This window comes from Heterorhizobium halophytocola, assembly GCF_017873095.1.
GTDB lineage: Bacteria > Pseudomonadota > Alphaproteobacteria > Rhizobiales > Rhizobiaceae > Allorhizobium > Allorhizobium halophytocola.
On record NZ_JAGGJU010000010.1, the window covers coordinates 173,268 to 200,258 of the forward strand.

24 protein-coding genes are annotated in these 26,991 nt (G+C 62.7%); 3 read left to right on the top strand and 21 right to left on the bottom strand.

Annotation, left to right across the window (positions count from 1 at the left end):
* Positions 1-17: 17 nt before the first annotated feature.
* From J2Z17_RS18180 to J2Z17_RS18230, 11 genes are all read right to left on the bottom strand, one after another.
* Positions 18-347 carry a formate dehydrogenase subunit delta gene (locus tag J2Z17_RS18180; RefSeq protein ID WP_209947058.1) on the bottom strand — a complete coding sequence of 110 codons (330 nt, stop codon included), beginning with the start codon at positions 345-347 and terminating at the stop codon, positions 18-20.
* Positions 337-1,161, bottom strand: coding sequence for a formate dehydrogenase accessory sulfurtransferase FdhD (gene fdhD / locus J2Z17_RS18185; protein WP_377300135.1), 825 nt, complete (start codon positions 1,159-1,161; stop codon positions 337-339). Before fdhD ends, J2Z17_RS18180 begins: the two co-directional genes overlap by 11 nt.
* Positions 1,162-1,220: 59 nt before the next feature.
* Positions 1,221-4,103: a formate dehydrogenase subunit alpha gene (gene fdhF / locus J2Z17_RS18190; protein WP_209947059.1), complete on the bottom strand. Its 2,883-nt coding sequence runs from the start codon at positions 4,101-4,103 to the stop codon at positions 1,221-1,223.
* 5 nt (positions 4,104-4,108) lie between these two features.
* A complete protein-coding gene (locus tag J2Z17_RS18195; RefSeq protein ID WP_209947060.1) occupies positions 4,109-5,665 on the bottom strand; it encodes a formate dehydrogenase beta subunit in 1,557 nt (518 codons plus the stop codon).
* Positions 5,662-6,141, bottom strand: a complete 480-nt coding sequence (locus J2Z17_RS18200; RefSeq protein ID WP_209947061.1) for a formate dehydrogenase subunit gamma — start codon at positions 6,139-6,141, stop codon at positions 5,662-5,664. The genes J2Z17_RS18195 and J2Z17_RS18200 overlap by 4 nt, the downstream gene beginning before the upstream one ends.
* A gap of 187 nt (positions 6,142-6,328) precedes the next feature.
* Positions 6,329-7,225 (bottom strand): LysR family transcriptional regulator, encoded by an 897-nt coding sequence (locus tag J2Z17_RS18205; RefSeq protein WP_209947062.1) that lies wholly within the window; start codon positions 7,223-7,225, stop codon positions 6,329-6,331.
* A gap of 158 nt (positions 7,226-7,383) precedes the next feature.
* Positions 7,384-7,755, bottom strand: a complete 372-nt coding sequence (locus J2Z17_RS18210) for an ArsR/SmtB family transcription factor (protein ID WP_209947063.1) — start codon at positions 7,753-7,755, stop codon at positions 7,384-7,386.
* Between the two features lie 139 nt (positions 7,756-7,894).
* A complete protein-coding gene (locus J2Z17_RS18215; RefSeq protein WP_209947064.1) occupies positions 7,895-8,836 on the bottom strand; it encodes an L-lactate dehydrogenase in 942 nt (313 codons plus the stop codon).
* Positions 8,837-8,878: 42 nt separating this feature from the next.
* Positions 8,879-10,003, bottom strand: a complete 1,125-nt coding sequence (locus J2Z17_RS18220; RefSeq protein ID WP_209947065.1) for a mandelate racemase/muconate lactonizing enzyme family protein — start codon at positions 10,001-10,003, stop codon at positions 8,879-8,881.
* Between the two features lie 11 nt (positions 10,004-10,014).
* Complete coding sequence (locus J2Z17_RS18225; protein WP_209947066.1) at positions 10,015-11,514, bottom strand: aldehyde dehydrogenase family protein; 1,500 nt, start codon at positions 11,512-11,514, stop codon at positions 10,015-10,017.
* 4 nt (positions 11,515-11,518) lie between these two features.
* Positions 11,519-12,661, bottom strand: coding sequence for an iron-containing alcohol dehydrogenase (locus tag J2Z17_RS18230; protein ID WP_209947067.1), 1,143 nt, complete (start codon positions 12,659-12,661; stop codon positions 11,519-11,521).
* A 112-nt stretch (positions 12,662-12,773) separates the two neighbouring features.
* On the opposite strand from J2Z17_RS18230, the gene J2Z17_RS18235 reads away from it, so the two are divergent.
* Positions 12,774-13,679 (top strand): LysR substrate-binding domain-containing protein, encoded by a 906-nt coding sequence (locus J2Z17_RS18235; RefSeq protein ID WP_209947068.1) that lies wholly within the window; start codon positions 12,774-12,776, stop codon positions 13,677-13,679.
* A gap of 62 nt (positions 13,680-13,741) precedes the next feature.
* On the opposite strand, the gene J2Z17_RS18240 is transcribed toward J2Z17_RS18235, so the two are convergent.
* The 8 genes from J2Z17_RS18240 to J2Z17_RS18275 form a co-directional block, all read right to left on the bottom strand.
* Complete coding sequence (locus tag J2Z17_RS18240; RefSeq protein ID WP_209947069.1) at positions 13,742-14,149, bottom strand: F0F1 ATP synthase subunit epsilon; 408 nt, start codon at positions 14,147-14,149, stop codon at positions 13,742-13,744.
* A gap of 67 nt (positions 14,150-14,216) precedes the next feature.
* The gene (gene atpD, locus J2Z17_RS18245) at positions 14,217-15,686 is read right to left on the bottom strand and encodes a F0F1 ATP synthase subunit beta (RefSeq protein WP_209947070.1); all 1,470 of its coding nucleotides are present in this window, start codon (positions 15,684-15,686) and stop codon (positions 14,217-14,219) included.
* A gap of 21 nt (positions 15,687-15,707) precedes the next feature.
* Positions 15,708-16,592 carry a F0F1 ATP synthase subunit gamma gene (locus J2Z17_RS18250; protein WP_209947071.1) on the bottom strand — a complete coding sequence of 295 codons (885 nt, stop codon included), beginning with the start codon at positions 16,590-16,592 and terminating at the stop codon, positions 15,708-15,710.
* Between the two features lie 29 nt (positions 16,593-16,621).
* Positions 16,622-18,151 carry a F0F1 ATP synthase subunit alpha gene (gene atpA, locus J2Z17_RS18255; RefSeq protein WP_209947072.1) on the bottom strand — a complete coding sequence of 510 codons (1,530 nt, stop codon included), beginning with the start codon at positions 18,149-18,151 and terminating at the stop codon, positions 16,622-16,624.
* The gene (locus J2Z17_RS18260; RefSeq protein WP_209947073.1) at positions 18,151-18,717 is read right to left on the bottom strand and encodes a F0F1 ATP synthase subunit delta; all 567 of its coding nucleotides are present in this window, start codon (positions 18,715-18,717) and stop codon (positions 18,151-18,153) included. Before J2Z17_RS18260 ends, atpA begins: the two co-directional genes overlap by 1 nt.
* A 256-nt stretch (positions 18,718-18,973) precedes the next feature.
* Positions 18,974-19,357, bottom strand: coding sequence for an AGROH133_08824 family phage infection protein (locus J2Z17_RS18265; RefSeq protein WP_209947074.1), 384 nt, complete (start codon positions 19,355-19,357; stop codon positions 18,974-18,976).
* A gap of 102 nt (positions 19,358-19,459) precedes the next feature.
* Positions 19,460-21,676: a primosomal protein N' gene (locus J2Z17_RS18270; RefSeq protein WP_209947075.1), complete on the bottom strand. Its 2,217-nt coding sequence runs from the start codon at positions 21,674-21,676 to the stop codon at positions 19,460-19,462.
* 100 nt (positions 21,677-21,776) lie between these two features.
* Entirely contained in the window at positions 21,777-22,706 is a 930-nt protein-coding gene (locus J2Z17_RS18275; RefSeq protein WP_209947076.1) for a GNAT family N-acetyltransferase, read from the bottom strand.
* 146 nt (positions 22,707-22,852) lie between these two features.
* Here J2Z17_RS18275 and J2Z17_RS18280 point away from each other — a divergent pair, with 146 nt between their 5' ends.
* Positions 22,853-23,788 carry a tyrosine recombinase XerC gene (locus tag J2Z17_RS18280; protein WP_209947077.1) on the top strand — a complete coding sequence of 312 codons (936 nt, stop codon included), beginning with the start codon at positions 22,853-22,855 and terminating at the stop codon, positions 23,786-23,788.
* A 71-nt stretch (positions 23,789-23,859) separates the two neighbouring features.
* On the top strand, positions 23,860-24,942 hold the full coding sequence (locus tag J2Z17_RS18285) for a TraB/GumN family protein (RefSeq protein WP_209947078.1): 1,083 nt from the start codon (positions 23,860-23,862) through the stop codon (positions 24,940-24,942).
* Positions 24,943-24,959: 17 nt separating this feature from the next.
* Here the strand turns inward: J2Z17_RS18285 and J2Z17_RS18290 are convergent, their stop codons facing one another.
* Together J2Z17_RS18290 and lpdA are read right to left on the bottom strand one after the other, a co-directional pair.
* A complete protein-coding gene (locus J2Z17_RS18290; RefSeq protein ID WP_209947079.1) occupies positions 24,960-25,448 on the bottom strand; it encodes a cytochrome b in 489 nt (162 codons plus the stop codon).
* 117 nt (positions 25,449-25,565) lie between these two features.
* Positions 25,566-26,972, bottom strand: coding sequence for a dihydrolipoyl dehydrogenase (lpdA, locus tag J2Z17_RS18295; RefSeq protein ID WP_209947080.1), 1,407 nt, complete (start codon positions 26,970-26,972; stop codon positions 25,566-25,568).
* Positions 26,973-26,991: the final 19 nt, after the last annotated feature.

Genomic DNA, 26,991 nt, shown 5'->3' on the forward strand with positions numbered 1-26,991 from the left:
TTGCGGCCGGAATTCTGTCATTCCGGAATGCTCGGTTCCGAGAGAGATTCGCCGGCAGCCGTTCCCTTGCCCGGCGACGCCGCGGCCGAGGCATCGTAACCGACGCCGACGCCGTCTTTTTCCTTGGGTCGCCGGATCAGCGGCGCAGCCTCCATCACCAGCGGAAGAAAGCCTTCGCCCCCGGCATCGACATGCTCGAAGAACTGCCGGCGCATGCGTGGCTCCCAGAACTTGTTGATATGGGTCGCCACCCCCTCCACCCGGACATCCGCCGGCTGCGACAGGAAAAAGGTCGCGATCTGGTTGGCCATGCGGATCAGTTTTTCGAGTGTCTGGTCATGCGACATCGGCAGAAGCTCCCGAAGTTATGCGCTGCGCTTGTGTGAAAATCTCAAAATCACTGCCGCGGGCAATGCCGACAAGCGTTATGCCGGCCCGCTCGGCAGTCTCGATGGCCAGCGCCGTGGGGGCGGAAATGGCCATCAGGATAGCGCTACCAAGCGCCGCCGTCTTCTGCACCATCTCGACGGAAAGACGGCTGGTCACAAGCACGGCCCCCTCTGAACCGGTACGCCCGGAGCCAAGTACCGCGCCGCAGAGCTTGTCGAGCGCATTGTGGCGACCGACATCCTCGCGGATGGCAAGAAGTCCTTCGTGCGGCACATAGAACCCGGCGCCGTGAACCGCCCGCGTCTGCCGGTTGAGCACCTGCGCGTCGCCCAGCATCTGCATGGCAGCGGCGATGTCCCTCTCGGAAAGCCGGATGCCGTCGCCGACCGAGGAAACATCCCGCATCGCCTGATCGATCGACTCGATGCCGCAAAGGCCGCAGCCGACCGGCCCGGCCATGCGGCGGCGGCGGGCCGTCAGCGCTTCGGCAGTGTCGTCTTTCAGGCTGATCTGGATGTCGATCCCGGGACCGGCCTCGATCGGCTCGATCGCCAGGATATCATCGGCGGTGACGATAATGCCTTCGGCCAGCGAGAAGCCGATGGCAAAATCCTCCAGATCGGCGGGCGTCGCCATCATCACGGCGTGGGTGCTGCCTCCGTAGGAAAAGGCGACCGGCACCTCTTCGGGCACGGCACGCGTCGCCGTCACCGGCGAGGCATTGTGTCGCCCGATCGTCTCCACGGAGCGAAACGTCTTCGCACGCAGCACTACCTTTACCCCCCACTCTTCGTCCTCAATAGAGATATTCCCTCGAGGCGAAACGCTCCTTACTCCGCCGCTTCCAGCTTGCCGGCGATCCGGCGCGACTGGCGCGACAACTCCTCGTAATCCTGCTGCCAGTCCGTCGGTCCATTCGACGGAGAAATCTGGACGGCGGTGACCTTGTATTCCGGACAATTGGTCGCCCAGTCCGAAAAATCGGTCGTGATGACATTGGCCTGCGTATCCGGGTGGTGGAAGGTCGTATAGACGACCCCCGGTGCCACACGGTCGGTGATCAGCGCCCGCAGCGTCGTTTCGCCCGAACGGCTGGCAAGCTTGATCCAGTCGCCATCCTTGATGCCGCGCTGCTCGGCGTCATGCGGATGCAGTTCCAGACGGTCTTCCTCATGCCATGCGGAGTTGGCGGTACGCCGCGTCTGCGCGCCCACATTGTACTGTGAGAGGATACGGCCGGTTGTCAACAGAAGCGGGAAGCGCGGACCCGTTCTCTCGTCGGTTGCAACATATTCGGTCCGGATGAACTTGCCCTTGCCGCGCACGAAGCCGTCGGCATGCATGATCGGCGAGCCTTCCGGATGGGCCTCGTTGCAAGGCCATTGCACCGAACCCATGCGATCGAGATAGGCATAGGTGACGCCGGCAAAGCTCGGCGTCGTGGCCGCGATCTCGGCCATGATTTCCGACGGGTGGCTATAGTTCCAGTCGATGCCCATGGCCTGGGCAATCAGCTGCGTCACTTCCCAGTCGGCATAGCCGTTTTTCGGCGTCATCACCTTGCGCACACGGTTTATGCGTCGCTCGGCATTGGTGAAGGTCCCGTCCTTTTCCAGGAAGGTCGAGCCCGGCAGGAAGACATGGGCGTAATTGGCCGTCTCGTTGAGGAACAGGTCGTGCACGACGACGCATTCCATGGCGGCAAGACCGGCCGACACATGCTTGGTATCCGGGTCGGACTGCAGGATATCTTCACCCTGGATGTAGATGCCGCGGAAAGTACCGTCGACGGCTGCATCCAGCATGTTGGGGATGCGCAGGCCCGGTTCGTTGTCGAGGGTCACGCCCCAGAGCTTCTCGAAGGTCTCGCGCGTCGCGTCGTCGGAGATATGGCGATAGCCGGGAAGCTCGTGCGGGAAGGATCCCATGTCGCAGGACCCCTGGACATTGTTCTGGCCACGCAGCGGATTCACGCCAACGCCGGGACGGCCGATATTGCCCGTCGCCATCGCCAGATTGGCGATCGCCATGACTGTCGTCGAGCCCTGGCTGTGTTCGGTGACGCCGAGACCGTAGTAGATCGCACCATTGCCGCCGGTGGCATAGAGCCTGGCAGCACCGCGCACGAGATCGGCGGGAACGCCGGTGAACTTTTCGGTTTCCTCGGGGCTATGCTGCGGCTCGGAAACGAAGGCGGCCCAGTCCTCGAACTCGGACCAATCGCAGCGCTCGCGGATGAAGGTCTCGTCCGCGAGGCCCTCGGTGACGATCACATGCGCCAGCGCGGTCAGCACGGCGACATTGGTGCCAGGCTGCAGCGGCAGGTGGAAGGCGGCTTCCACATGCGGGGTCCTGACGAGGTCGATGCGACGCGGGTCGATGACGATCAGCTTGGCGCCCTTGCGCAAGCGCTTCTTCAGACGCGAGCCGAAGACCGGATGACCGTCGGTCGGGTTGGCGCCGATGACGAGCACGACATCGGAATGTTCGACCGAATCGAAATCCTGCGTGCCGGCGGAGGTGCCGAAAGCCTGGCCGAGGCCGTAGCCGGTCGGGGAGTGGCAGACGCGGGCGCAGGTATCGACATTGTTGTTGCCGAAACCTGCACGGACCAGCTTCTGCACGAGAAAGGTTTCTTCATTGGTGCAGCGCGAGGATGTGATGCCACCAATCGATTCCCGGCCGAACTGATACTGGATGCGGCGGAATTCCGATGCGACGTAATTGAGTGCCTCTTCCCAGGACACTTCGCGCCAGGGATCGGAGATCTTTTCGCGGATCATCGGGTTGAGGATGCGATCCTTGTGGCTGGCATAGCCATAGGCAAAGCGGCCCTTGACGCAGGAATGACCACGATTGGCCTTGCCGTCCTTCCACGGCACCATGCGCACCAGTTCCTCGCCGCGCATTTCCGCCTTGAACGAGCAACCGACGCCGCAATAGGCGCAGGTGGTGACTTCCGAATGTTCCGGCTGGCCGATCTCGATCACCGACTTCTCCGTCAGCGTCGCGGTCGGACAGGCCTGCACGCAGGCGCCGCAGGAGACGCATTCCGACGACATGAAGGCCTCGTGTGCACCGGGCGAAACGCGGCTGTCGAAGCCGCGGCCCTCGATCGTCAGCGCGAACGTGCCCTGCACCTCCTCGCAGGCCCGCACGCAGCGCGAGCAGACGATGCATTTCGACGGATCATAGGTGAAATAGGGGTTGCTCTCGTCCTTCGGCATCCAGAGCGCATTGACCTCGCCAACGCCGTCCCGCGCCTTGACGTGGTTCTCGCCCTCATAGCCGTAGCGCACGTCGCGAAGCCCGACGGCACCGGCCATGTCCTGCAGCTCGCAATCACCATTGGCGGCACAGGTCAGACAGTCCAGCGGGTGGTCGGAGATATAGAGCTCCATCACCCCCTTGCGGATATTCTTCAGCCGGTCCGTCTGCGTGTGCACGACGAGCCCGGGGGCAACCGGCGTGGTGCAGGAGGCCGGGGTGCCATTGCGTCCCTCGACCTCCACCAGACAGAGCCGGCAGGAACCGAAGGCATCCACCATGTCGGTGGCGCAGAGTTTCGGCACCTGGATGCCGGCCTGCATCGAGGCACGCATGATCGAGGTGCCTTCGGGCACGGTGATTTCGCGACCGTCGATGGTCAGCGTCACGGTCTTCTCGGACGTGGATGCCGGCGTGCCGTAGTCGATTTCAGGGACGAGGGACATGGTTTTTACTCCGCCGCTTCGATGAGGGGGGTGGGCGCGAAATCCTCTGGGAAATGAGTGATCGCACTCATGACCGGATAAGGAGTGAAGCCGCCAAGAGCACAGAGCGAGCCGAACTTCATCGTGTTGCAAAGGTCGGTGAGCAGCGCCAGGTTCTTTTCCGGCTCGATGCCCCTTGCCAGCTTGTCGACGGTCTCGACGCCGCGGGTCGAGCCGATGCGGCAGGGCGTACACTTGCCGCAGCTTTCGATGGCGCAGAATTCCATCGCGAAACGCGCCTGCTGCACCATGTCGACGGTGTCGTCGAACACCACGATGCCGGCATGGCCGATCAGGCCGTCCTTGGAGGCAAAGGCTTCGTAATCGAAGATCGTGTCGAACAGCGAGACCGGGAAATAGGCCCCGAGCGGACCGCCGACCTGCACCGCCTTGACCGGTCGGCCGCTGGCAGTTCCGCCGCCGATCTCGTAGACGATCTGACCGAGCGTCAGGCCGAAAGCCGCCTCGTAAAGGCCGCCATGCTTGACGTTACCGGCAATCTGGATCGGAATAGTGCCGTGCGAACGGCCGACGCCATAGTTCTTGTAGAAGGCAGCGCCCCGGTCAAGGATGACCGGCACGGAGGCAAGCGACATGACATTGTTGACCACGGTCGGCTTACCGAACAGGCCCTCCAGTGCCGGCAGCGGCGGCTTGGCGCGCACGATGCCGCGCTTACCTTCCAGGCTGTTCAGCAGCGATGTTTCCTCGCCGCAGACATAGGCGCCGGCCCCCATGCGCACTTCCATGTCGAATGCGTGGTTCGAGCCGAGTACCGATGCCCCGAGAATGCCTTCGCTGCGGGCGATTTCAATCGCCCTTTCCATCATTCGCACGGCATGCGGATATTCCGACCGGGTATAGACATAGCCCTTGGTCGCGCCGGTCGCGATGCCGGCGATCGCCATGCCCTCGATCAACACGAAGGGATCGCCTTCCATGATCATCCGATCGGCGAAGGTCCCACTGTCGCCCTCGTCGGCATTGCAGACGATATATTTCTGATCGGCCTTGGCGCCGAGCACCGTGTTCCACTTGATGCCGGTCGGAAAGCCCGCGCCGCCGCGACCGCGAAGGCCGCTGTCGGTGACTTCCTTGACGATCTCGGCCGGCGTCATGGCGATCGCCTTCTCAAGCCCGGTCAGGCCCTTGTAGTGGCGATAGTCGGCAATCGAGAGCGGATCGGTGATGCCGCAGCGCGAGAAGGTGAGCCGCGTCTGGTTGGCGAGATAGGGCATGTCATGGGTTTCGCCATGCCCGAGCGGATGATGGCCGCCCTCAAGAAAACCGCCGTCGAAGAGGCTGGAAACATCCGAGGGCTTCACCGGACCGTAGGCAACGCGGCCGCTAGGCGTGCGAACCTCGACCAGCGGCTCGAGCCACAGCATGCCGCGCGAACCATTGCGCACGATCTCGACCTCGAGCCCGCGGGCGGTCGCCTCGCGCTCGATCGCGGCCACGACCTTGTCGGCGCCGACCGCAAGCGCTGCGGCATCGCAGGGAACGAAAACGGTGGTGCTCATCGGCGTGCCTCCGCAACGAGTTCGGGAAGACAGTCTTCGTCGAGACGGCCGTGCAGTTCGCCGTCGAGCATGGCGGCCGGCGCGGAGGCGCAGAGCCCGAGACAGTAGACCGGCTCCAGCGTCACGGCGCCATCGGCCGTCGTTTCATGAAACCCGATGCCGAGCAGCGTCTTGAGCTTTTCGGCGATCTGAGGCCCGCCCATCGACTGGCAGGCCTCGGCGCGACAGAGCTTCAGGACATGGCGACCGGCCGGCCGCGCACGAAAATCATGGTAGAAGCTGACCACGCCATGCACCTCGGCACGCGAAAGATTGAGCGCCGCGGCGATGACCGGCTTGGTTTCCTCGGGGACGTAGCCGAACTCCTCCTGGATCGCATGCAGGATCGGCAGAAGGGGGCCTTCGAGATGACGAAGGTCTTCGATGATGGCAAGCGTCCGCCCGGAGACATCTCCAGCGGTCATTCTGATGTTCATGTCTTCCTCCCGGGCCGGCCACAAACGATAGAAGTTTTCAATGACGGATGCGTTGTGACGGACGAAGAAATTGCGAATGGGCGCGGTCCACCAAGAGATTCGTCAGTTTTCCCCGCCAATGCCTTGAAAAAGAACGCGTTCAACCTAAAAGATCAATAAGCTTTTTTCGTCACGCGATAGCACATTTCTATTGAAACGCTTGATCCTCCGCCAGCCTGCGCACTTCCAGCAGGAGCGCGGTGACCAATGGCGTGTAAGGTTCGCGGTGCGTCACGACCATGCCGACGCGATGGGTGGCCGTCGGATCATCGATCGGGATGGTCCGGATATCATCGGATGTGCCGAAGGCATCCGCCATGCGCCTCGGCATGACGGATGCCCAGCGCCCGGTGCGAATATGAGAGAACAGCACGATCATCGAATTGGATTCCAGCGTCGGCTCCGGTGAAACGCCGGCCTGCGCCATGTGATGATTGATGATCCGGCGGTTCTGCATGTCCGCGGTCAGGAGACACAGGCTAAGTTCGGCGACCTCCGACCAGGTGACGCTTTCCCGGTCCGCCAGGGGCGAGCCGGCCACCGTGACCAGGTGATAATGCTCGGAATAGAGGGGCACACTCGTCACGCGGCCCAGGGGCTCGTCATCGAGATAGGTGATGCCGGCGTCGATCTCGAAATTTTCGAGATGCCCGAGCACCTGGAGCGAGGTGTTGGAACCGATCGAAAACGTGACATCCGGGTGCTTCTCCCGAAACGGCGCGGTGATCCGCGGCACCATGGAAAGGGCAGTCGGTATGACCCCGAGCCTTATGTGGCCGGCAAGCCCGCGCCGGACCGCCCGCATCTCCTCCCGCATCGACCGCGCATCACCGACGATACGCCGCGACCATTCGAGCACGCGCTGGCCTTCCGGCGTCAGCCCCTGGAAGCGCGAACCGCGCTGCACCAGCATGACGCCCAGTTGATCCTCCAGCTGCCGGATGGCGGCCGACAGCGTCGGCTGCGTGACGCCGCACTGCTCGGCCGCGCGACCGAAATGACGTTCGCGCGCCAAGGCCATGAACAGTTCGAGCTTGTCGATCATTGGTGCCTCCGTCCCCAAGCCCTAGCATTCCCGAAGCCGCAGGCAAACCTACCCGGCGAAGCATCTGCATCGCCGTCCGCCGGTGGATTTGGGGAGTGTCTCGGTCTATCGGACGCCATCGTCTCGACAGACGCCTGCCTTAAACCGAAATGGAACGCTTAGACCAACGGTGAGGCCTGCTCGTCCACGCCCGTCGCCGCATCGCCGCAATAGAGGCGATAGAGCAGCGAAACGACTTCGACGGCATTGGGATTGGCAATGCTGTAGTAGATCTGGCGGCCATCGCGGCGGGTCTGCACCAGCTGTTCCAGCCGAAGCCGCGCAAGCTGCTGCGAGACGACTGCCTGTTGCAGGCCGAGCATCGTCTCGATCTCGCCGACGGTCTTTTCGCCTTGGCTCAGGATACACAGGATCAGAAGGCGCGTTTCATGCGACAGTGCTTTCAACAGCTCGCTGGCCGCGCGGGCGCGATCCATAAAGCTGTCCAACTGGTCAGATGAGCTGAGCGCCTCGATATCTGTGGATTTCATCGCCGCTTTCTTTGCCGGGCGAAAGGGCCCAGGCCACAGGAGAAGACCGAAGAATAGGAATTTTCGTATAATCTACTTGAAGGGCTTTGTCCAACCTGACGGACAGATGTCCCGCAGCGCCATCACGGCCGCCGGGTTCCTAGCGCTTGTCGAAGACCAGACCTGCGCCGCGTTCCTTCAGGGTTCGGGCGCTCCTCGCCAGTGCATCAAGCTCGTCCGCATCCAGAGTGGGCATCAGGCTCGCGACGATACCGCGTCGCCCGACAATCCGGGGCAGCGAGAGTGCGACCTGGCCGACGCCCTGAACCTCCTCCATCAGCATGGAGACCGAAAGGATATCCCGCTGGTCGTTTAAAATGGCGCGAACGATGCGGGCCAGACCCGCGCCGATCCCGTAATAGGTTGCGCCCTTGCCCTGGATGATGCGGTAGGCGGCATTGCGCACGCCGTCGTCGATCGCCGCGCGGATCTCGGCCGTGATCGGCCGGCCCATCTGCTCGGCGAAATCCGTCACGGGCGACGAACCTGCTTGTGCGTTCGACCAGGCCAGCACCTCGCTGTCCCCGTGCTCGCCCAGCACATAGGCATGAACGGACTGGGGCGCGATATCGAGGTGCCGGCTGATGAGACTGCGAAACCGCGCCGAATCGAGGATGGTGCCCGAACCGATGACGCGTTCGGGCGGCAGGCCGGACAACCTGGTCGCGACCTCCGTCATGATATCGACGGGATTGGTGGCGACCAGCAGGATGGTGTCGGGAACGACGGCGAGCACGTCGTCGATGACGGCGCGGAACACCGCCACATTGCGCTCCAGCAATTCAAGCCGGCTTTCGCCCGGCTTTTGCCCGACGCCGGCAGCAAGGATCACCACCGCGGCATCACGCAGCGCCTGATAGGGACCGGCGCGGACGACGGTTGCCGAGACGAACGGCACGGCATGCGAAATGTCCTCTGCCTGCGCCGCGGCCAGGTCCGCGTTCCTGTCGCAGAACACGATCTCACTTGCCGCCCCTTGCATGGCGAGTGCATAGCCTGCGGCACTCCCGACCATGCCTGCACCGACGATACCAACCTTCATGGACGCACCTCCTGTCCCACTGCGGAGCCGTCCAGCGTTATGTCATCCGATGCGGGTGGCCTTCAACCTTTCCTCGTCAAGGCTGATTCCGAGACCGGGCTGTCCGCCGAGCACCAGCCAGCCCTTCTGATGGGCGAGCGCACTGGTCATCGGGTAATCGCGCCGCTCACTGCTCCATTCCGGATTGTCATAGGGATATTCGAGCCAGGGTGCCTCGCCGACGCCGGCCGTCAGATGGGCATTGGCGAGCACGCCGATGCCGTTGGTCCAGCTGTGCGGGGTAAAGCCGACCCCGGCCTCACGCGCCTGGTACACCAGACGCCGGCAGCCGGTAATGCCACCCACCAGCGCCACGTCGGGCTGGATGATATCGAGCGCGCGGTCCTCGATGATGTCGCGGAAGGCGTCGATTTCTCGGGTCATCTCGCCACCGGCTATCCGGACGGATGTCGCGGCTCTCAAATCACGCATGCCCTTGCGGTCGGCGCGATGCAGTGGCTCTTCCATCCAGTAGGCGCCAAGGCGCTCCAGCTCTTTGGCGACCGCCAGCGCATCCTTGAATGTCCATGCCATCGACGTATCCCAGGGCATGCGCCAACCCTGGTTGCAATCGACCATCAGTTCGAGCCGGTCTCCGACACGGCTGCGCACGGTCTCCAGCGCCTTCACGTCAGCCCGCCAACCGTCCCGGCCGCCGGCCGAAGACGAGAACCGGACCTTCATCGCCGGGAAGCCTTCGTCGATATAGCGCTCCGCCTGATCGGCCAGTGCTTCGGGTTCGCGCAGCACACCGGAGGAGGCATAGAGCCGCACACGATCGGAACGGCCGCCGAGCATGCGCCAGACCGGTTCCTCGGTGATCTTTCCGGCAAGATCCCAAAGCGCCAGATCCAGCGGCCAGCAGCGGCCATAGTGAAAACCGATATGGCTTATGACTTCGTAGTGCCGCTCCAGATGGCGCGGATCCTCGCCGATGAACAGGTCTTCATGGCCCTCGAAGCCCTTCATCAGGTCGCCGGAGCCGATGCCTTCGCGGCCCTCGTCGTCGCGCACCCGAACAATCGTCGCATCGAAATTTCGCCGCGCCCGGCCATCCCAGCTCGCCTTGAACGGTGGATCGAGCGGAAGACGGTGATGGGTGATCTCGATCGCTGTAATCTTGCTCATAGTCTCTTTCCTCAGCCGAACTGCTGCCAGATCGTCTTGTAATCGCAATATTTGTCGATCGCGTGGACCGAGCGGTCGCGCCCGGAACCGGACTGCTTGAAGCCGCCGAAGGGGGTCGCGAAATTTGCCATGTCATAGGTGTTGACCCAGACGGTGCCGGCATGGATGCCTTCCGACATGCGGTGTGCCCGCTCCATGTCGCGGGTGAAGACGGCGCCGGCCAGACCGTAAACGGTGTCATTGGCGATCGAAAGGGCCTCATCCTCGCTGTCGAACGGAATGGCGACCAACACGGGACCGAATATCTCGTTGCGGGCGATCGGCATGTCGTTCGTCACATCGGCGATGACACCCGGCGAGATGTAGTATCCGCCAGTTTCCGACAGCGTTCGCTCGGCGCCGAACACCCGGCGACCTCCAGAGCCCACGCCGTCATCGATCATGCCGAGGACCTTTTGCATATGGCTTTCCTCGATCAGCGCACCGATCTGGGCCGCGGGCTCCAGCGGATGGGCAAGCGCGATCTCGCGGCGCGTCACCGCTTCGATCTTGTCCAGCAGCGCGTCCTGCACGGAGCGCTGAACGATCAGGCGGGTCGAGGCATGGCAGGTTTCGCCGGCATTGTAGAAGCACCCCCAGGCGGCCGCCGAGGCCGCCGCATCGAGATCGGCATCCTCGAACACCACAATCGGCGACTTGCCGCCAAGCTCGAGCGCGACGCGCTTGATGTTCGACTGGGCCGCATAGCCCATGATCAGCTTGCCGACCTCGGTCGATCCGGTGAATGCGATCATGTCGACATCCATGTGCAGGGCAAGCGGCTTGCCGGTCTCCTCGCCGTAGCCGGTCACGACGTTCAGCACGCCGGCCGGCAGTCCCGCCTCATGCGCAAGGGCAGCCAGTCTCAGCGCCGAAAGCGAAGACTGCTCGGCCGGCTTCAGCACGACGGAATTGCCGGCCGCGATCGCCGGCCCGAGCTTCCAGGCATCGATGATCAGCGGATAATTCCACGGCGTGATGGCTCCGATGACGCCGAGCGGCACCTTGCGCACCAGGGCCCGCGCCTTCGGCCCCGTCGGCGCGATCTCGTCATAGAGTTTATCGATCATCTCAGCGTAATACTGGATGCCGTCGGCGCAGAGGCGGACATCGACATTCAGCGACGCCAGGATCGGCTTTCCGACATCGAGCGTCTCCAGCAGCGCCAGTTCCTCGGCGTGCTCGCGCACCAGGGCGGCCCAACGCAGCATGATCGCCTTTCGCTCTGCCGGCTCCATGTGACGCCACACCCCACTGTCAAAGGCGCGGCGCGCGGCCTTCACGGCCTTGTCGATATCGACACTGGTGCCGCGCGCGATCGCTGCCCCTTCCTGTCCGTCCATCGGTCGGGGGCGGGAAAAAGTCGCGCCATTCCCGGATGGCTGATAGGCACCGTCGATGAACAGCCGCCCCTCCGGCTGAAGCTGCGCAAGCGACCGCTCCCAATAGGCGCGTGTGGTCTGGGCTGTCATAGTCTCACTCCTTCGGCAGGGCCATGATACGGTCTGCAAGGGCTTCGAGGTCGGCGTCGGTGAGCTCGCATGCCGTCGCGCGGCGCATGGGTTGATTTTCAGGCGCCTTCATCTCGGCTGCGAGATCCTCGGCGGCGAATTGGCTAAAGACGGGCGGCAAGGCACGGCGGATACCGCATCGATCCATCAACTGTGCGACGAAATCCGGCAGTTCGGCTGTGCTGCGCAATCCGCAGACGCTGGCGGCCGCCTCGAGCGCCGGCGTCGGCTCCTCGCAAAGCCAGGCGATCGTCGCCTCGAAGCCGAGTGCCGTTGCCAGACCGTGATGAACCGGCCCGAGCCCGGCCAGCGCATGGCTGACATTGTGGGCAATCGCCGTTCCGCAATTATCGATGGCGATACCGGCAAGACAGGAGCCGACCAGCATGGCTTCCCGGGCGACGAGATCGTCGGGTGCGGACACCGCCCGCTCCAGATTGGCCGCGATCAACCGCATCGCCTGGTGGCCATAGACCTGCGCACCGGCATGGGTATTGCGGTTGGTCGAGGCCTCGAAGGCATGGATAAACGCATCTAGCCCGCACCATGCCGTCAGATGGGCCGGCAGGGAGACTGTGAGTTCCGCATCGAGGATTACCGCATCGGCCTTGGTTTCCGGCCCCCAGATCCAGAGCTTCTTGCCGGTCGGACCAGAGAAGATGTTTGTCGCCGAGGTCTCCGAACCGGTTCCGGCCGTCGTCGGCACCATAATCTTCAGGAGCGGCGCTGTCGGCAGGGGATGCGCGGCCAAGGCATAGTGCATCGGATCTTTACCGGAGACTGCCGTGCAGGCAGTGATCTTGGCGATGTCGAGTGCCGATCCGCCACCGATGCCGATCACGGCCCTTGCCCCTTCGGCAGCCGCCTGCGCCGCGCGCAGATGGGCGATCTTCGGTTCGCCGGCAAAATCGCTGAACAGCCGCGCCTCGATGCCGCGCTTGGCAAGCGCTGCGCGCACCAGGTCACCGATGCCATTGCCGTCGAGGAAGGTGTCGATGACGAGCAGCAGCGGTCCCGCGCCTGCCTTGGCAGCGACAACGTCGGCAAGCTTGGCGAGTGTGCCGGACCCCACGTGAATCTCGGGTATGGATGAGAGGCAATAGCTCAAGGTCTGCTCCATCGGCTGCGCGTTGATGCCCCATCCTCCACGACAATGCCAGCTATTCAAATATAGTGATTTCTAGGCTAGTTTGATGATCTGAGATCATGGAGAAGGCGATTTGCTCGACAAGATACCGCTGGAAGCGTTCCGCGTTTTCGATGCCGCCGCGCGGTTCATGAATTTCTCCAGGGCAGGGCGCGAACTTAATATCACCCAGGCAGCCGTATCCCGCCGCATCAAACTGCTCGAAGAGCATCTGGGCCGGGCGCTGTTTACCCGGCGCGGGCGCAATCTGGCGCTGACTGCCGACGGTGAAAAACTGTTCCAGCGGATAAGGGCCATGCTCGAATATCTGGAGGAGAGCATCGAGCCGTTTCTCAGCAAGACGTCGCCGACCGTCTCGATCGCCGCCAGCGGATCGATCTCCCACCTGTGGCTCGGGCACCGGCTGAAGAATTTCGCCAAACAGTCGCCGGAACTGACGATTCGGCTGATGACGACCGACAGTCCACTGGAACTGGCCGCGGAGACGAACGACCTCGTCATTCTCTACTCCACCGGCGAACATCCGCGGTGGCACCTGACCCTTCTCCTGCCGGAGGAATTGATCCCGGTCGCCTCCCCTGCCTATCTCGAGCAGCGCGGCCTCGACCCGCAGACGCTGACCGGAAATGACATCGCCGGCCTCGACCTGATCGACTACGAGCGTTTCAATGCGCACTGGATCTCCTATCGCCAGTGGTTTTCGCGTCTGGCGTCACCGCCGACCCGCAAGCCGGCGCGGCCGCGCCTGTCGTTCTCGACCTATGCCATGGCAATCGCCGCCGCCGTCGATGGCGACGGCGTGGCACTGGGCAGCGTCGCGATGCTTGCCGCCCAGATAGAGCGGGGCGAACTCGTCCCGCTCGGCAAGGAGACGGTGCAGTCCGGCTATGGCTATTATCTCGGCCTGCCCCGCTACAGAACGGTCGAGCCCCATGCCTTGCGGCTGCACCAGCATCTTCTGTCCGAGACGCCGGCATAGGCCAAACGCAAAAAAGCGGCCCCGCAGGACCGCTTTTTCAAATACGCGACATTGTCGACCAATCAGGCCGGCAGAATGGTGTGGTTGAGATGCGTCAACTGGTCGATGAAGCGCTCGATCTGCGTACGATCCTCATCCGATTCAGCATGCTCGAGATCGGCCCGGGCCTGCTCGATCCGCTTGACCAGCGTATCGCGATTGACGTCGCTCATGGCAACGGCCGACTCGGCCAGGATCGTGCAGCCGCTTGGCAGGATGTCCGCAAAGCCACCGAAGACCACATATTGGTGACGCTCACCGCCTGCGGTCTTCACCCGCACCACGCCTGGCATGATCGTGGTCATGGTCGGCGCATGCTTGGCCATCACGGTCATCTCGCCTTCCGTACCCGGAATGACCACTTCGCTGACCTCTTCGGAAAGCAGCAGGCGTTCGGGCGAAACGAGTTCGAAATTGAAGTTTTCGGCCATGGCTCTTCACTTTTTCAAAGGGAAGGAAAGGCGCACGCGTATCGGTCGCGCGCGCCCTATCCGTTTATCAGGCAGCTTCTGCAGTCAGCTTCTTGGCCTTGGCAACCGCTTCTTCCATCGTGCCGACCATGTAGAAGGCGGCTTCCGGCAGATCGTCGTACTCGCCTTCGACCAGACCCTTGAAGCCCTTGATCGTGTCTTCCAGTGCCACGAGCTTGCCCGGTGCGCCGGTGAAGACTTCGGCCACGAAGAACGGCTGCGACAGGAAGCGCTCGATCTTGCGGGCGCGGGCGACCGTGACCTTGTCGTCTTCCGACAGTTCGTCCATGCCGAGAATGGCGATGATATCCTGAAGCGACTTGTAACGCTGCAGGGTCGACTGCACCTTGCGGGCGATTTCGTAGTGCTCTTCGCCGACGATCATCGGGTCGAGCATGCGCGACGTGGAGTCGAGCGGGTCAACGGCCGGATAGATGCCCTTTTCGGCGATCGAACGCGACAGAACCGTCGTTGCATCCAGGTGGGCGAACGAGGTGGCGGGCGCCGGGTCGGTCAAGTCGTCGGCCGGAACGTAGATGGCCTGCACGGAGGTGATCGAACCCTTGGTAGTGGTCGTGATGCGCTCCTGCATCTGGCCCATGTCGGTTGCCAGCGTCGGCTGATAGCCCACGGCCGACGGAATACGACCGAGCAGAGCCGACACTTCCGAACCCGCCTGGGTGAAGCGGAAGATGTTGTCGACGAAGAACAGAACGTCCTGGCCCTTGTCGCGGAAGTCTTCGGCGATCGTCAGACCGGTGAGGGCGACGCGGGCACGGGCGCCCGGAGGCTCGTTCATCTGACCGTAGACGAGGGCCGCCTTGGAGCCTTCGCCGCCACCGAGCTTGTTCACGCCCGATTCGATCATTTCGTGGTAAAGGTCGTTGCCTTCACGGGTACGCTCACCAACGCCGGCGAACACGGAGTAACCGCCATGCGCCTTGGCGACGTTGTTGATCAGTTCCATGATGAGAACGGTCTTGCCAACGCCGGCGCCGCCGAACAGGCCGATCTTGCCGCCCTTGGCGTAAGGCGCCAGAAGGTCGACGACCTTGATGCCGGTGACCAGGATCTCGCCTTCGGTCGACTGCTCGACATAGGACGGCGCATCCTGGTGGATGGCGCGCAGCACGTCCGTGTTCAGCGGACCGGCTTCGTCGACCGGCTCGCCGATGACGTTCATGATACGGCCCAGAGTCTGCTCGCCGACGGGAACCGAGATCGGCGCACCGGTATCGGTAACCGGCTGGCCGCGAACCAGACCTTCGGTCGCGTCCATGGCGATCGTGCGGACCTGGTTTTCGCCGAGGTGCTGAGCAACTTCGAGCACAAGGCGATTGCCGTTGTTGTCGGTTTCCAGCGCGTTCAGGATCGGGGGAAGTTCGCCTTCAAAGGCCACGTCCACGACGGCACCGATGACCTGCGTCACCTTGCCGGCTGCGCCGGTTGCCGTTGCGGCATTTGCCGCCTTGGTTTTGGGGGTAGCTGCCCTAGCCATCTATCATACCCTCTTTCTTGCTCAGAGCGCCTCGGCGCCCGAAATGATTTCGATCAGTTCCTTGGTGATCTGCGCCTGACGCTGGCGGTTATAGCTCAGCGTCAGCTTGTTAATCATATCACCGGCATTGCGGGTCGCGTTGTCCATGGCGCTCATCTTGGCACCCATTTCGCCCGCGACATTTTCCAGCAGTGCCCGGAAAATCTGAACCGAGATGTTGCGCGGGATGAGATCCGCCAGGATCGACGCCGCATCAGGTTCGTATTCGTAGATCGCAGTTGAACCGCTCTGCTCGACAGCCGCACTGTTGCCAGCCGTTGCCGGGATCAGTTGCATGCCGGTCGGCACCTGGCTGATGACCGACTTGAACTCGGCATAGAACAGCGTGCAGACGTCGAACTCGCCCTTGTCGAACATGGCGATGACCTTGCGACCGATGTTGTCGGCCACCTCGAAGGTCACCTTCTTGACATCGCGAAGCTCGACGCGTTCGACGATCAGCGGGGCGAATTCGCGACGAAGGGCATCATAGCCCTTCTTGCCGACGCAGAAAATCTTGACGGTCTTGCCCGCCGCCAGAAGCTTGCGGGCATGTTCGCGTGCAGCCTTGGCGATCGAGGCGTTGAAACCACCGCACAGACCACGTTCCGCCGTGCAGACAACGAGCAGATGCACGTTGTCCTTGCCGGTGCCCGTCATCAGGCGCGGAGCACTGTCGTCGCTGCCGACCGCCTCAGCGATATTGGCAAGAACGGCGCCCATGCGCTGCGAATAGGGTCTGGCAGCCTCGGCGGCCTCCTGGGCACGACGCAGCTTCGCCGCGGCGACCATCTGCATCGCCTTGGTGATCTTCTGCGTCGCCTTGACGGAGGCGATCCGGTTTTTCAGATCCTTGAGTGAAGGCATCCGTTTTCCGTCCCTTCTACAACCTGGCTTTAGGCGAACGACTTCGCGTAGGTGTCGACTGCCGTCTTCAGCTTGCTCTTGACATCGTCGGTGAGCGCCTTCTCGGTGCGGATGGCATCGAGAACGTCCTTGCCGTCATTGCGCAGGTAGGAGAGCAGGCCCTGCTCGAACTTGCCGACCTGGGCAACCGTGATCTTGTCGAGATAGCCGTTGACGCCGGCATAGATCACCGCAACCTGCTCTTCGGTCTTGAGCGGCGAGAACTGCGGCTGCTTCAGAAGCTCGGTCAGACGCGCACCACGGTTCAGCAGGCGCTGGGTCGAGGCATCGAGGTCGGAACCGAACTGGGCGAAGGCGGCCATTTCGCGGTACTGGGCAAGCTCGCCCTTGATCGAACCGGCAACCTGCTTCATCGCCTTTACCTGTGCGGCCGAGCCGACGCGGGAGACCGACAGACCGACATTCACGGCCGGACGGACGCCCTGGTAGAACAGGTCGGTTTCAAGGAAGATCTGGCCGTCGGTGATCGAGATCACATTGGTCGGAATGAAGGCCGAGACGTCGTTACCCTGGGTTTCGATGACCGGCAGAGCCGTCAGCGAACCTGCGCCACGCTCGTCGGAGAGCTTTGCGGCGCGCTCGAGGAGACGCGAATGCAGGTAGAAGACGTCGCCCGGATAGGCTTCGCGGCCCGGCGGGCGGCGCAGCAGCAGGGACATCTGGCGATAGGCAACGGCCTGCTTGGACAGATCGTCATAGCCGATGAGGGCGTGCTGGCCATTGTCGCGGAAATATTCGCCCATGGCGCAACCGGCGAACGGAGCCAGATACTGCATCGGCGCCGGGTCGGATGCGGTTGCCGCGATCACGATCGAATACTGCAACGCGCCACGCTCTTCGAGAACCTTGACGAACTGGGCAACCGTCGAACGCTTCTGACCGATGGCAACATACACGCAGTAGAGCTTGTCGTTGTCCGGACCGTTGTCGTGGATCGGCTTCTGGTTGAGGAAGGTGTCGAGCAGGATCGCGGTCTTGCCGGTCTGACGGTCACCGATGACCAGCTCGCGCTGGCCGCGGCCAACCGGGATCAGGGCATCGATGGCCTTGAGGCCGGTCGACATCGGCTCGTGAACCGATTTGCGCGGAATGATGCCGGGCGCCTTGACGTCGACGCGCGAACGCTGCTTGGCATTGATCGGGCCCTTGCCGTCGATCGGGTTGCCGAGAGCGTCGACCACGCGGCCGAGCAGTTCCGGACCGACCGGAACGTCAACGATAGCGCCAGTCCGCTTGACGGTGTCGCCTTCCTTGATGTTGCGGTCCGAACCGAACAGAACGACGCCGACATTGTCGGATTCGAGGTTCAGCGCCATGCCGCGGATACCGCCCGGAAACTCGACCATTTCACCAGCCTGGACATTGTCGAGACCGTAAATGCGAGCAATACCGTCGCCGACCGAAAGAACCTGGCCGACTTCGGAAACTTCAGCTTCCTTGCCGAAATTCTTGATTTGATCTTTGAGAATTGCGGAAATTTCCGCGGCGCGGATATCCATCAGCCAACCTCTTTCAGTGAAAGCTTAAGAGTAGAGAGTTTCGTGCGAAGGGACGTATCGATCTGGCGCGAGCCAACCTTGACGATCAGTCCGCCCAGAATGGTCGGGTCGACTGTCACGTTGAGCGTCACGTCCTTGCCGATGACGGCCTTCAGTGCGTCCTTGAGTTCCTTGTCCTGCGCCGCGCTCAATGCATGCGCAGTCGTCACGTCGGCCGTGACCTCGCCGCGATGGCTCGCCGCCATCTGCCGAAAGGCGCTGACGATGCCCGGCACGGCGAAAAGCCGGCGATTGGACGCGACAACCTTGAGGAAGTTTCCGACGAGACCGCCAAGCGCGGCCTTCTCGGTCAATGCGGAAATGGCAGACAGCTGCTCTGCCGCCGAAAACACCGGGCTTTCGATCAGGCGCTTGAGGTCGGCACTGTCGTCGATCATAGCCTGGAAGCGGCTGAGGTCCGACGCCACCGCGTCGATTGCATTCTCCTCGAGCGAAAGCTCGAACAACGAGGATGCATAACGCTCAGCGACACCGGAAATGGGCTGGGTTGTGTCTGCCACGTGCAACGATTTCCCTGAGTTATCCCCAAGGCCACGTCAGCCCAAAAACGGCCATCGTATCGCCTTGAAATTGTTCATCTTCCCCCAGATACACGAGTTATCCACGCCCGTGTAATCCGTCCTTTGCGGACCGTCTAGCATAGGACGTACGGACTCGCAACACGCCGAACGTCGTATAAAGCTTAACATTAGCCGTTTCGGTGGAAATTCGAGCCTGATGGCGACCGAAACGCAGACCTACCCCTCCTGAAGGCTGTCGAATTCACACCAGCTGGAAGACATAGGCCAGCATCATTGCCGCCAGCGCAAGCTCCACCACCAGCATGGCGAGATTGATCACCGAGCCGGCGCGATCCGACAGGATGGAGAGAAAACGGCCGAAGGCCGCAAGCACATAGGCACCGCCAAGGGTCATGTAGATCGTTGGCTGCGCCAGCATGATTGCAGCAATGCCGCTGCCTGCGAAAAAGCCGCCGATACTCCGGAACAGGCCATAGCCGTCGCGGCAGCCTTCGATAGGCATCAGATTATAAATCCGGGCCGCATATCCGGGCACGAACATCAGCAGCAAGCCGATTGCGATCGTGACGCACCCTGCCACGAACGCCATCTGCTCACCGAACTCGGTTGGAAAATAGAATTCCATGATGTTCCTCTGAATTGCATGATCCCGACGCCATAGCATGCGCATCAAAAAAGGGAAGGACCATGACGCCGCGACGGAGGAAGGCCTTCTCCTGGCGTCGGCTCAGAGGAAGCTCTGCGGATCGATGTCGACCTGTACATGCAGGGATCGCCGTTCCTTCGGCCCCCGTTCCAGCATCGCCTTCAGGAAGGATTGAAGATCGGACTGGCGTGGTCCGTGCACCAGCAGCCGGAAGCGATAGCGCCCGCGGATCAGCGCCAGCGGCGCTTCGGCCGGTCCCAGCACCGAGATCGAGCCACCGACGGGGGCAGCCTGGCGCAGTTGGCGCGCATGGCCTTCCGCATCGATCCGGTTATCGGCCGAGACGATGATCGAGGCCAGACGACCGAATGGCGGCAACTGGCCGCGCTCGCGCTCGCCGATCTCGCGGTCGTAAAAGGCCTCGGCGTCGCCGAGTACAAGGGCCTGCATGACGGGATGCTGCGGCTGGAAGGTCTGCAGCAGGCCGTGGCTCTTGCGACCGGTGCGGCCGGCGCGACCCGTGACCTGCGACAGCAATTGGTAGGTTCGCTCGGCGGCGCGCGGATCCCCGTTGGCAAGGCCGATATCCGCATCGATGATCCCGACCAGCGTCATCAGCGGGAAATTATGGCCCTTGGCGACAAGCTGCGTGCCGATGACGATGTCGGCCTCCCCCTTGGCGACCGCTTCGAATTCGAGCCGCAGCCGCTTGACCCCGCCGATGTCGGAGGACAGCACCAGCGTGCGCGCATCGGGAAAATGCCTCTCCACCTCTTCGGCGATCCGCTCGACTCCTGGCCCGCAGGCAACCAGGTGATCGAAGGTCCCGCATTCCGGACAGGCCTCCGGCGTCCGTTCGGCATAGCCGCATTGATGGCACTGGATCTGCCCGCGAAACCGGTGCTCGACCAGCCAGCTGGAGCATTGCGGGCACTGGAATCGATGGCCGCAGACCCGGCAAAGCGTCAGCGGCGCATAGCCGCGCCGGTTGAGGAAGAGCAGCGACTGCTCCTTCTTTTCCAAGGTCTTGCCGACGGCGCGCAGCAGGATCGGCGACAGGAACCCGCCCCGTTCCGGCGCGTGGCGCCGCATGTCGACCAGATGCAGGTCCGGCAAGGCCGCATCGGCAAAGCGGGTCGGAAGATGAATGCGCGAATAACGGCCCTGCTGGCTGTTGACCTGGCTTTCCACCGAGGGCGTCGCCGACACGAGAATGACCGGAAAGCCGGCGATCCGGGCGCGTACGACCGCCATGTCGCGCGCATTGTAGAAGACCCGGTCTTCCTGCTTGTAGGCCGGATCGTGCTCCTCATCGACGATGATGAGGCCGAGATCCTCGAAGGGCAGGAACAGCGCCGAGCGCGCGCCGGCGACCACCCGAACATCGCCGGTGGCCGTCTGGCGCCAGACCTTTTCGCGGGTCTTGGTTGCCAGTTCCGAATGCCATTCGGCAGGCTTGGAACCGAAGCGATCCTGGAAGCGCTCGAGAAAATCGGCCGTCAGCGCGATTTCCGGCAGCAGGATCAGCACCTGCTTGCCGCGTCGCAAGGTCTCGGCAATCGCCTCGAAATAGACCTCCGTCTTGCCGGATCCCGTCACCCCGTCGATCAGGGTCACAGAGAACCTGTCGTCTATCGCGGTCTCGATGATGGTGTCGGCCGCCTCCTGCTGCTCGCCGGCAAGCCGCGAGGCGATGTAATCCGGGTCCGGTGCCGCAACCAGCGGCGGAGGCGGCAGGAACACCGTCTCGAACACCCCCTGCTTCGACAGGCCGTCCACCACGCTCAGCGATACGCCCGCCGCGTGGGCAAGGCCGCTTCGCGTCCAGCTCAGCCCGTCCTGGGAGAGGTCCAGCACCTTCTTGCGCGACGCCGTGAGCTTTTCCGGGGTCTGACCGGAAAACCTGAGCCCCTCGATCATCGGCTCGGGGTCGAAGGCAGCGGGCGCCCTCAGTGCCATACGTGCCACCAGGCCCGGTGGCGACAGCGTATAGGCCGCGACCCAGTCCAGAAACATGCGCATCTCCCGGGATAGCGGCGGGCAGTCGAAAACCTTCTCCAGCGGCCGCAGCTTCTTTTCGTCGACGGGATTTCCGCCCTGATCGTCCCAGACGACGCCCACAACCTTGCGCGACCCGAGGGGGATCTGCACGATCGAGCCGGGCTCGACGGCCATGCCGTCCGGTACCCTGTAGGAATAGGCGACCGGCGCCGGCATCGGCACCAGAACGGGTACGACGCGCGCCGGTTCGGGCGCTTCGATCAGATTGGCAAACAGGGAGGTCGAATCGTCTTTCATCACGCAGCAATCTGCCCCGCCGCGGGCCCAAAGGAAACCTCGGGTACCGATCGGAACGTGGAAGGCGCGATTGCCGACGCGCTCCAACTTCGGATAACGGCTATGCGGTCAAATGTGAGGAATGATCGCCCGGGATGCCGAACCTTGCGTCCGGGTCCCTGGCAAGACCATGCACGGTGTGGTGTTCCAGCGCCTGGGTCACGGCATTGAGATCGCCGTCGAGTTCCTCGGGCGAGATCATGTTGCCGACAGTGATGTCGAACCGGCCCTTCCGCTTGTTGAGCAGTTCGTGGAACACGGTCATGTCGCGCAATTCGTCGGCCAGCCGTGCAAACCAGTAGAACAGCCCGGAATTGCGCGCCGTCATGTGGATCGGCAAGACAGGCAGATTGTATTTGCGTGCCATGCCGACGGCCGAGCTTTTCCACGGGCGTTCATTCAGGCCGCCATCGGCCCAGTAGGCGATGCGCCCGGACGGAAACAGAACCGTCACCTTTTGCTCCTCGATCGAGCGATTGGTGATCTTCAGCGTTTCGCGGGCCTTGAGTTTGCTCTTGTGCTCCTCGCGCCATTCCACCGGGATCACCACCTCGACCAGTCGCGGATTGACCCGGATGGCATCGCGATTGGCGAAGAACATCATGTCCGGGCGGCAATCCTTCAGAAGGTCGTAGACGGCAACACCGTCGGCGATGCCGGTCGGGTGGTTGCTGACCAGCAGAAACGCGCCCGTCTCGGGAATGCGCTGCCTGTTCTTCACCTGCACATCGAGCGTCAGCGCTTTGCTCAGATAGTCGAACACGTCGAGTCCGCCGACATTGGCGACGTCGTCGGCAAACTGGATCGCCTTGTCATAGCGCAGGATCGTGTAGAGAAACGGCCGCAACAGCGGCCACAGCGGGTGCTTCATGATGCGACCGCCGCGCTCGGCGATCAAGGTGTCGACGATGTGACCTGGCTGCCCGTGGGAAACGAGCGCCAGGGTATCTGCCAACTGACCAAACGTCGTCATGGAATCACGTCGCGCCATGTACACTCCAGTTGGTAAGCGTTTCAACTTTGTATCGCAATTCAATATGATCACAGCATGACAGGGCGCCATGCGCATTTAGCTATTCTCTAACCAATCGGCGGCACACTGCCTCCACCTGATGGCATTGTAAAGGCGCAGAGATCTTGAACGGGTTGCTGACAATTGCGGCGGACGATCTGCGTCTGGAACGGGAAGTCTGGTTGCGCGGACTTGCCGGAGAACGCCGACTTGCCGACCACACGATCGATGCTTATGAGCGCGACACGCGTCAATTTCTGTCCTTTCTGACGATGCATATAGGTAAGCCTGCGGCCATCGTCGATATCCGCGAACTGCGTCCAGCCGATCTTCGTGCATTTCTGGCCTCCCGCCGCCGCGATGGCTCGGGCGCACGGTCGCTGGCCCGGCATATGGCCGGCATCCGCTCCTTCCTGCGCTTCCTGGAAAAGAGGGGGTTGGTCAACGCTGCCGGCGCCAATGCAATCCGCTCGCCGCGCCAACCGAAATCCCTGCCGAAACCGCTGTCCGACCATCAGGCTGTCGATCTTGTGAAAGCGCAGACGCAGTTGCAGGACGAACCCTGGCTGGCGGCGCGCGATGCCGCCGTCCTGACACTGCTCTACGGCTGCGGTCTGCGCATTTCCGAAGCGCTGGCCCTGACGACGAACGACCTGCCGGCCGGTGCGACCAGCCTGCGGATCGAGGGCAAGGGCCGCAAGACGCGGATCGTGCCCCTGCTGCCACTGGTGCACGGCGCCGTTGCAGATTACCTGAAGCTCTGCCCCTATCATCTGGAGGCCGACAAGCCGCTGTTTCGCGGCGCCAAGGGCGGGCCGCTGCAACCGGCGATCATCCAGCGCGGCATGCAGAAATTGCGCAGTGCGCTCGGCCTGCCGGATACCGCAACGCCGCATGCGCTTCGGCACTCCTTTGCAACCCATCTGCTGGCCGGCGGCGGTGATCTTCGTTCCATCCAGGAACTTCTGGGACATGCCAGCCTGTCGACGACGCAGATCTATACCGGTGTCGACTCCGCGCGCCTCCTGCAGGTCTACCGCAATGCGCATCCGAGGGCGTAAGCCTCAGGCAGTGTCAAGGGTCCAGGCTGGGACAGTCAGCCTGGAGATCGAATGGAACGGATGAGATCGCAATGAAATCCATGCTTTTGAACCGCTTCAAGCCCGGACGTCTCTCCCTTGTCGACCTCGGCCTCTTGTCGTTAGCCGCGCTCAACTGGATCGCGCTGCTGTCGCTCACAATCGTGCTGGCGACAGTCTCGTTGGCAAAGGCTGCCGAAGGCGGCTGCAAGGGCCATAGTCTGCTGCCCGATCTGGCGCGCACGCAGCCGGAACGCTATGCCCGCATGCTCGAAGAGGCGGCCAAGGTGCCGAACGGCAGGGGCCGTCTGTGGAAAATCGAAAAGCCGGGCACTGCACCGTCCTATCTTTTCGGAACCATGCACGTGACCGATCCGCGCGTGCTGGCCATGCCGCAGGCCGCACGGGACGCGATTGCTGCAGCACGTACGGTCGTGATCGAATCCGACGAGGTTCTCAACGAACGCCGGGCCAGCGCCTCTATTGCAGAACGTCCCGACCTGATGACCTTTACCGATGGTTCCTCGCTCACCGATCGCCTGAGCCCGGAGCAGCGGATCAACCTTGAAGCAGGGCTGCAGGCCCGCGGCATCAAGCTTGCGACGATCGCACAATTCCAGCCCTGGATCGTCTCCAGCTTCATCGCCATGCCCGCCTGCGAACAGATGCGCAAGGCGTCGGGCGCCGACTTCCTCGACAAGGCTATAGCGCAAAAGGCACTTGCCAACGGCAAGCAGGTCACGGGCCTGGAAACGCTTGTCGAGCAGCTGACGGCGCTCAGCGAACTTCCGGTGGAATTCCACGTCCAGTCGCTGTTGCAGACGCTCGCGATCGGCGACCGGATGAACGACATCATGGAGACGATGACGGCGCTCTATCTTTCCGGCGATATCGGCATGACTGCGCCGATGCTGAAGGCCGTAGCGCCGGCCGCTTCCGACGGGGATCAGGGTTACGCCGGTTTCGAGCAGCGCATGATCACCGACCGCAATCATGTCATGGCCGACCGCAGCGAACCCATTTTGAACGAGGGGGCAGCCTTTATCGCCGTCGGCGCCCTGCACCTGCCGGGCCCAGAAGGCGTAATCGCATTGCTGCGAGCGAAGGGCTTTTCCGTCACTCGCATCAAAGGTTGAGTGGGCGCGTTCAGGCCCTACGCCATCCGCCGGATCAGGTTGGTGCGCCAGAAGAACTGGTGCACCAGGACGCCAGCCACATGCACACCGATCAGGGCCCAGAGCACGACCTTCATCGGCCCGCTGTGCAGGTCGCCCATGGTTTCATTGCCGAAATAGTATTTCGCAACGCCTAGCGCCGGCATCAGGAAGAAGGCGACATAGAGTGCGGCGTGCGCGATCTTGGCACCAATCTGGGCGATCGCGGGCTCTTCGGCCGGCTCTGCCGGCACACCATGGGTGAAGCGCAAGGCAAGCCGGATGATGGCGAGCACGGCCACCGCGATCCCGAGATAGGCATGGACGTTGGCCCAGAACAGATCGCCTGCATCCGGCTGGTTGCCCTTTTCGATGGCATGGATCGTGTGCTCCATCCCGTCGGCAAACAGCAGGTTGTAGAAGATGAATGCCGCCATCACCCAATGAAGGAGTTTCTGCGAGAGACTGAAGGAGGTTGCCGAAGCCATAGCCGTGTCCTGATTCCATTGCCGCCAGCTAAATTACAAGGCGGACAGTAAAAGGCCGCCCCTTGCAGCGCAAGGAGCGACCCCCATCAAAAACCAAGCTTAGCCGGCCAAGCTGACTTACATATGAATGGGCTTGGCAAAGGTGGCGAGCGCCGCTTCCTTGACGGCTTCCGACATGGTCGGGTGCGCGTGGCAGGTGCGGCCGAGATCTTCCGAAGAGCCGCCGAACTCCATCAGCACCGCCGCCTCGTGGATCATCTCGCCGGCACCGAAGCCGACGATATGGGCGCCGAGCACCTTGTCGGTTTCCTTGTCGGCCAGGAACTTGACGAAGCCTTCGGTCACCAGCATCGCGCGGGCACGGCCATTGGCGGTGAACGGGAACTTGCCGACCTTGTAGGCAACGCCCGCAGCCTTCAGCTCTTCCTCGGTCTTGCCGACGGAAGCGACTTCCGGCTGGGTGTAGACCACGCCGGGAATGACGTCGTAGTTCACGTGGCCGTGCTGACCGGCGAGGATCTCGGCGAGTGCAACGCCCTCGTCCTCGGCCTTGTGCGCCAGCATCGGCCCCTTGACCACGTCACCGATGGCATAGATGCCGTCGACATTGGTCTTGAAGTGGCCATCGATCTCGACGCGTCCGCGGTTGTCGAGCGCCACACCGGCTTCCTCCAGACCGAGACCTGCGGTGAACGGCTTGCGGCCGGTGGCAACCAGGACGACGTCGGCTTCCAGCGTCTGCGCCTCGCCACCCTTGACCGGTTCGAAGGTGACCTTGGCGCCCTTGTCGGTCTTCTCGACGGCAGTGACCTTGGCTTCGGTCTTGATGTCCATGCCCTGCTTGGCCATCATCTTCTGGAACTGCTTGGACACTTCGCCGTCCATCGTGCCGAGCAGCTTGTCGAGGAATTCGACGACGGTAACCTTGGCGCCGAGGCGCGACCAGACCGAACCGAGTTCCATGCCGATGACGCCGCCGCCGACCACGATCATGTGTTCCGGCACCTTTTCCAGCGCGATGCCGCCGGTGGAGGAGACGATCACCTTCTCGTCGATCTCGACATTGACGCCCGGAATGCCGGCGACATCGGAGCCGGTGGCAATCACGATGTTCTTGGCTTCCAGTTCCTGGGCCTTGCCGTCGTCACCGGTGACCGACACCTTGCCGGCGGAGACGATCTTGCCGGTGCCCTGGAAGGCATCGATCTTGTTCTTCTTGAACAGGAAGGCGACGCCGTCGACGTTGGCCTTCACGGTGTTGTCCTTGTGGCCCATCATCTTGGCAAGATCGAGCGTCGGCTTGCCGACCTGAACGCCGAGTTCCTCGACACCGTGCGAGACATGCGCAAACATTTCGGATGCATGCAGCAGCGCCTTGGACGGGATGCAGCCGACATTGAGGCATGTGCCGCCATAGGTCGCGCGCTTTTCGATGACGGCGACCTTCATGCCGAGCTGAGCCGCCTTGATGGCGCAGACATAGCCGCCGGGGCCGGTGCCGATTACGATGAGATCATAGGCCATGATAATTTCCTTTTTCCTG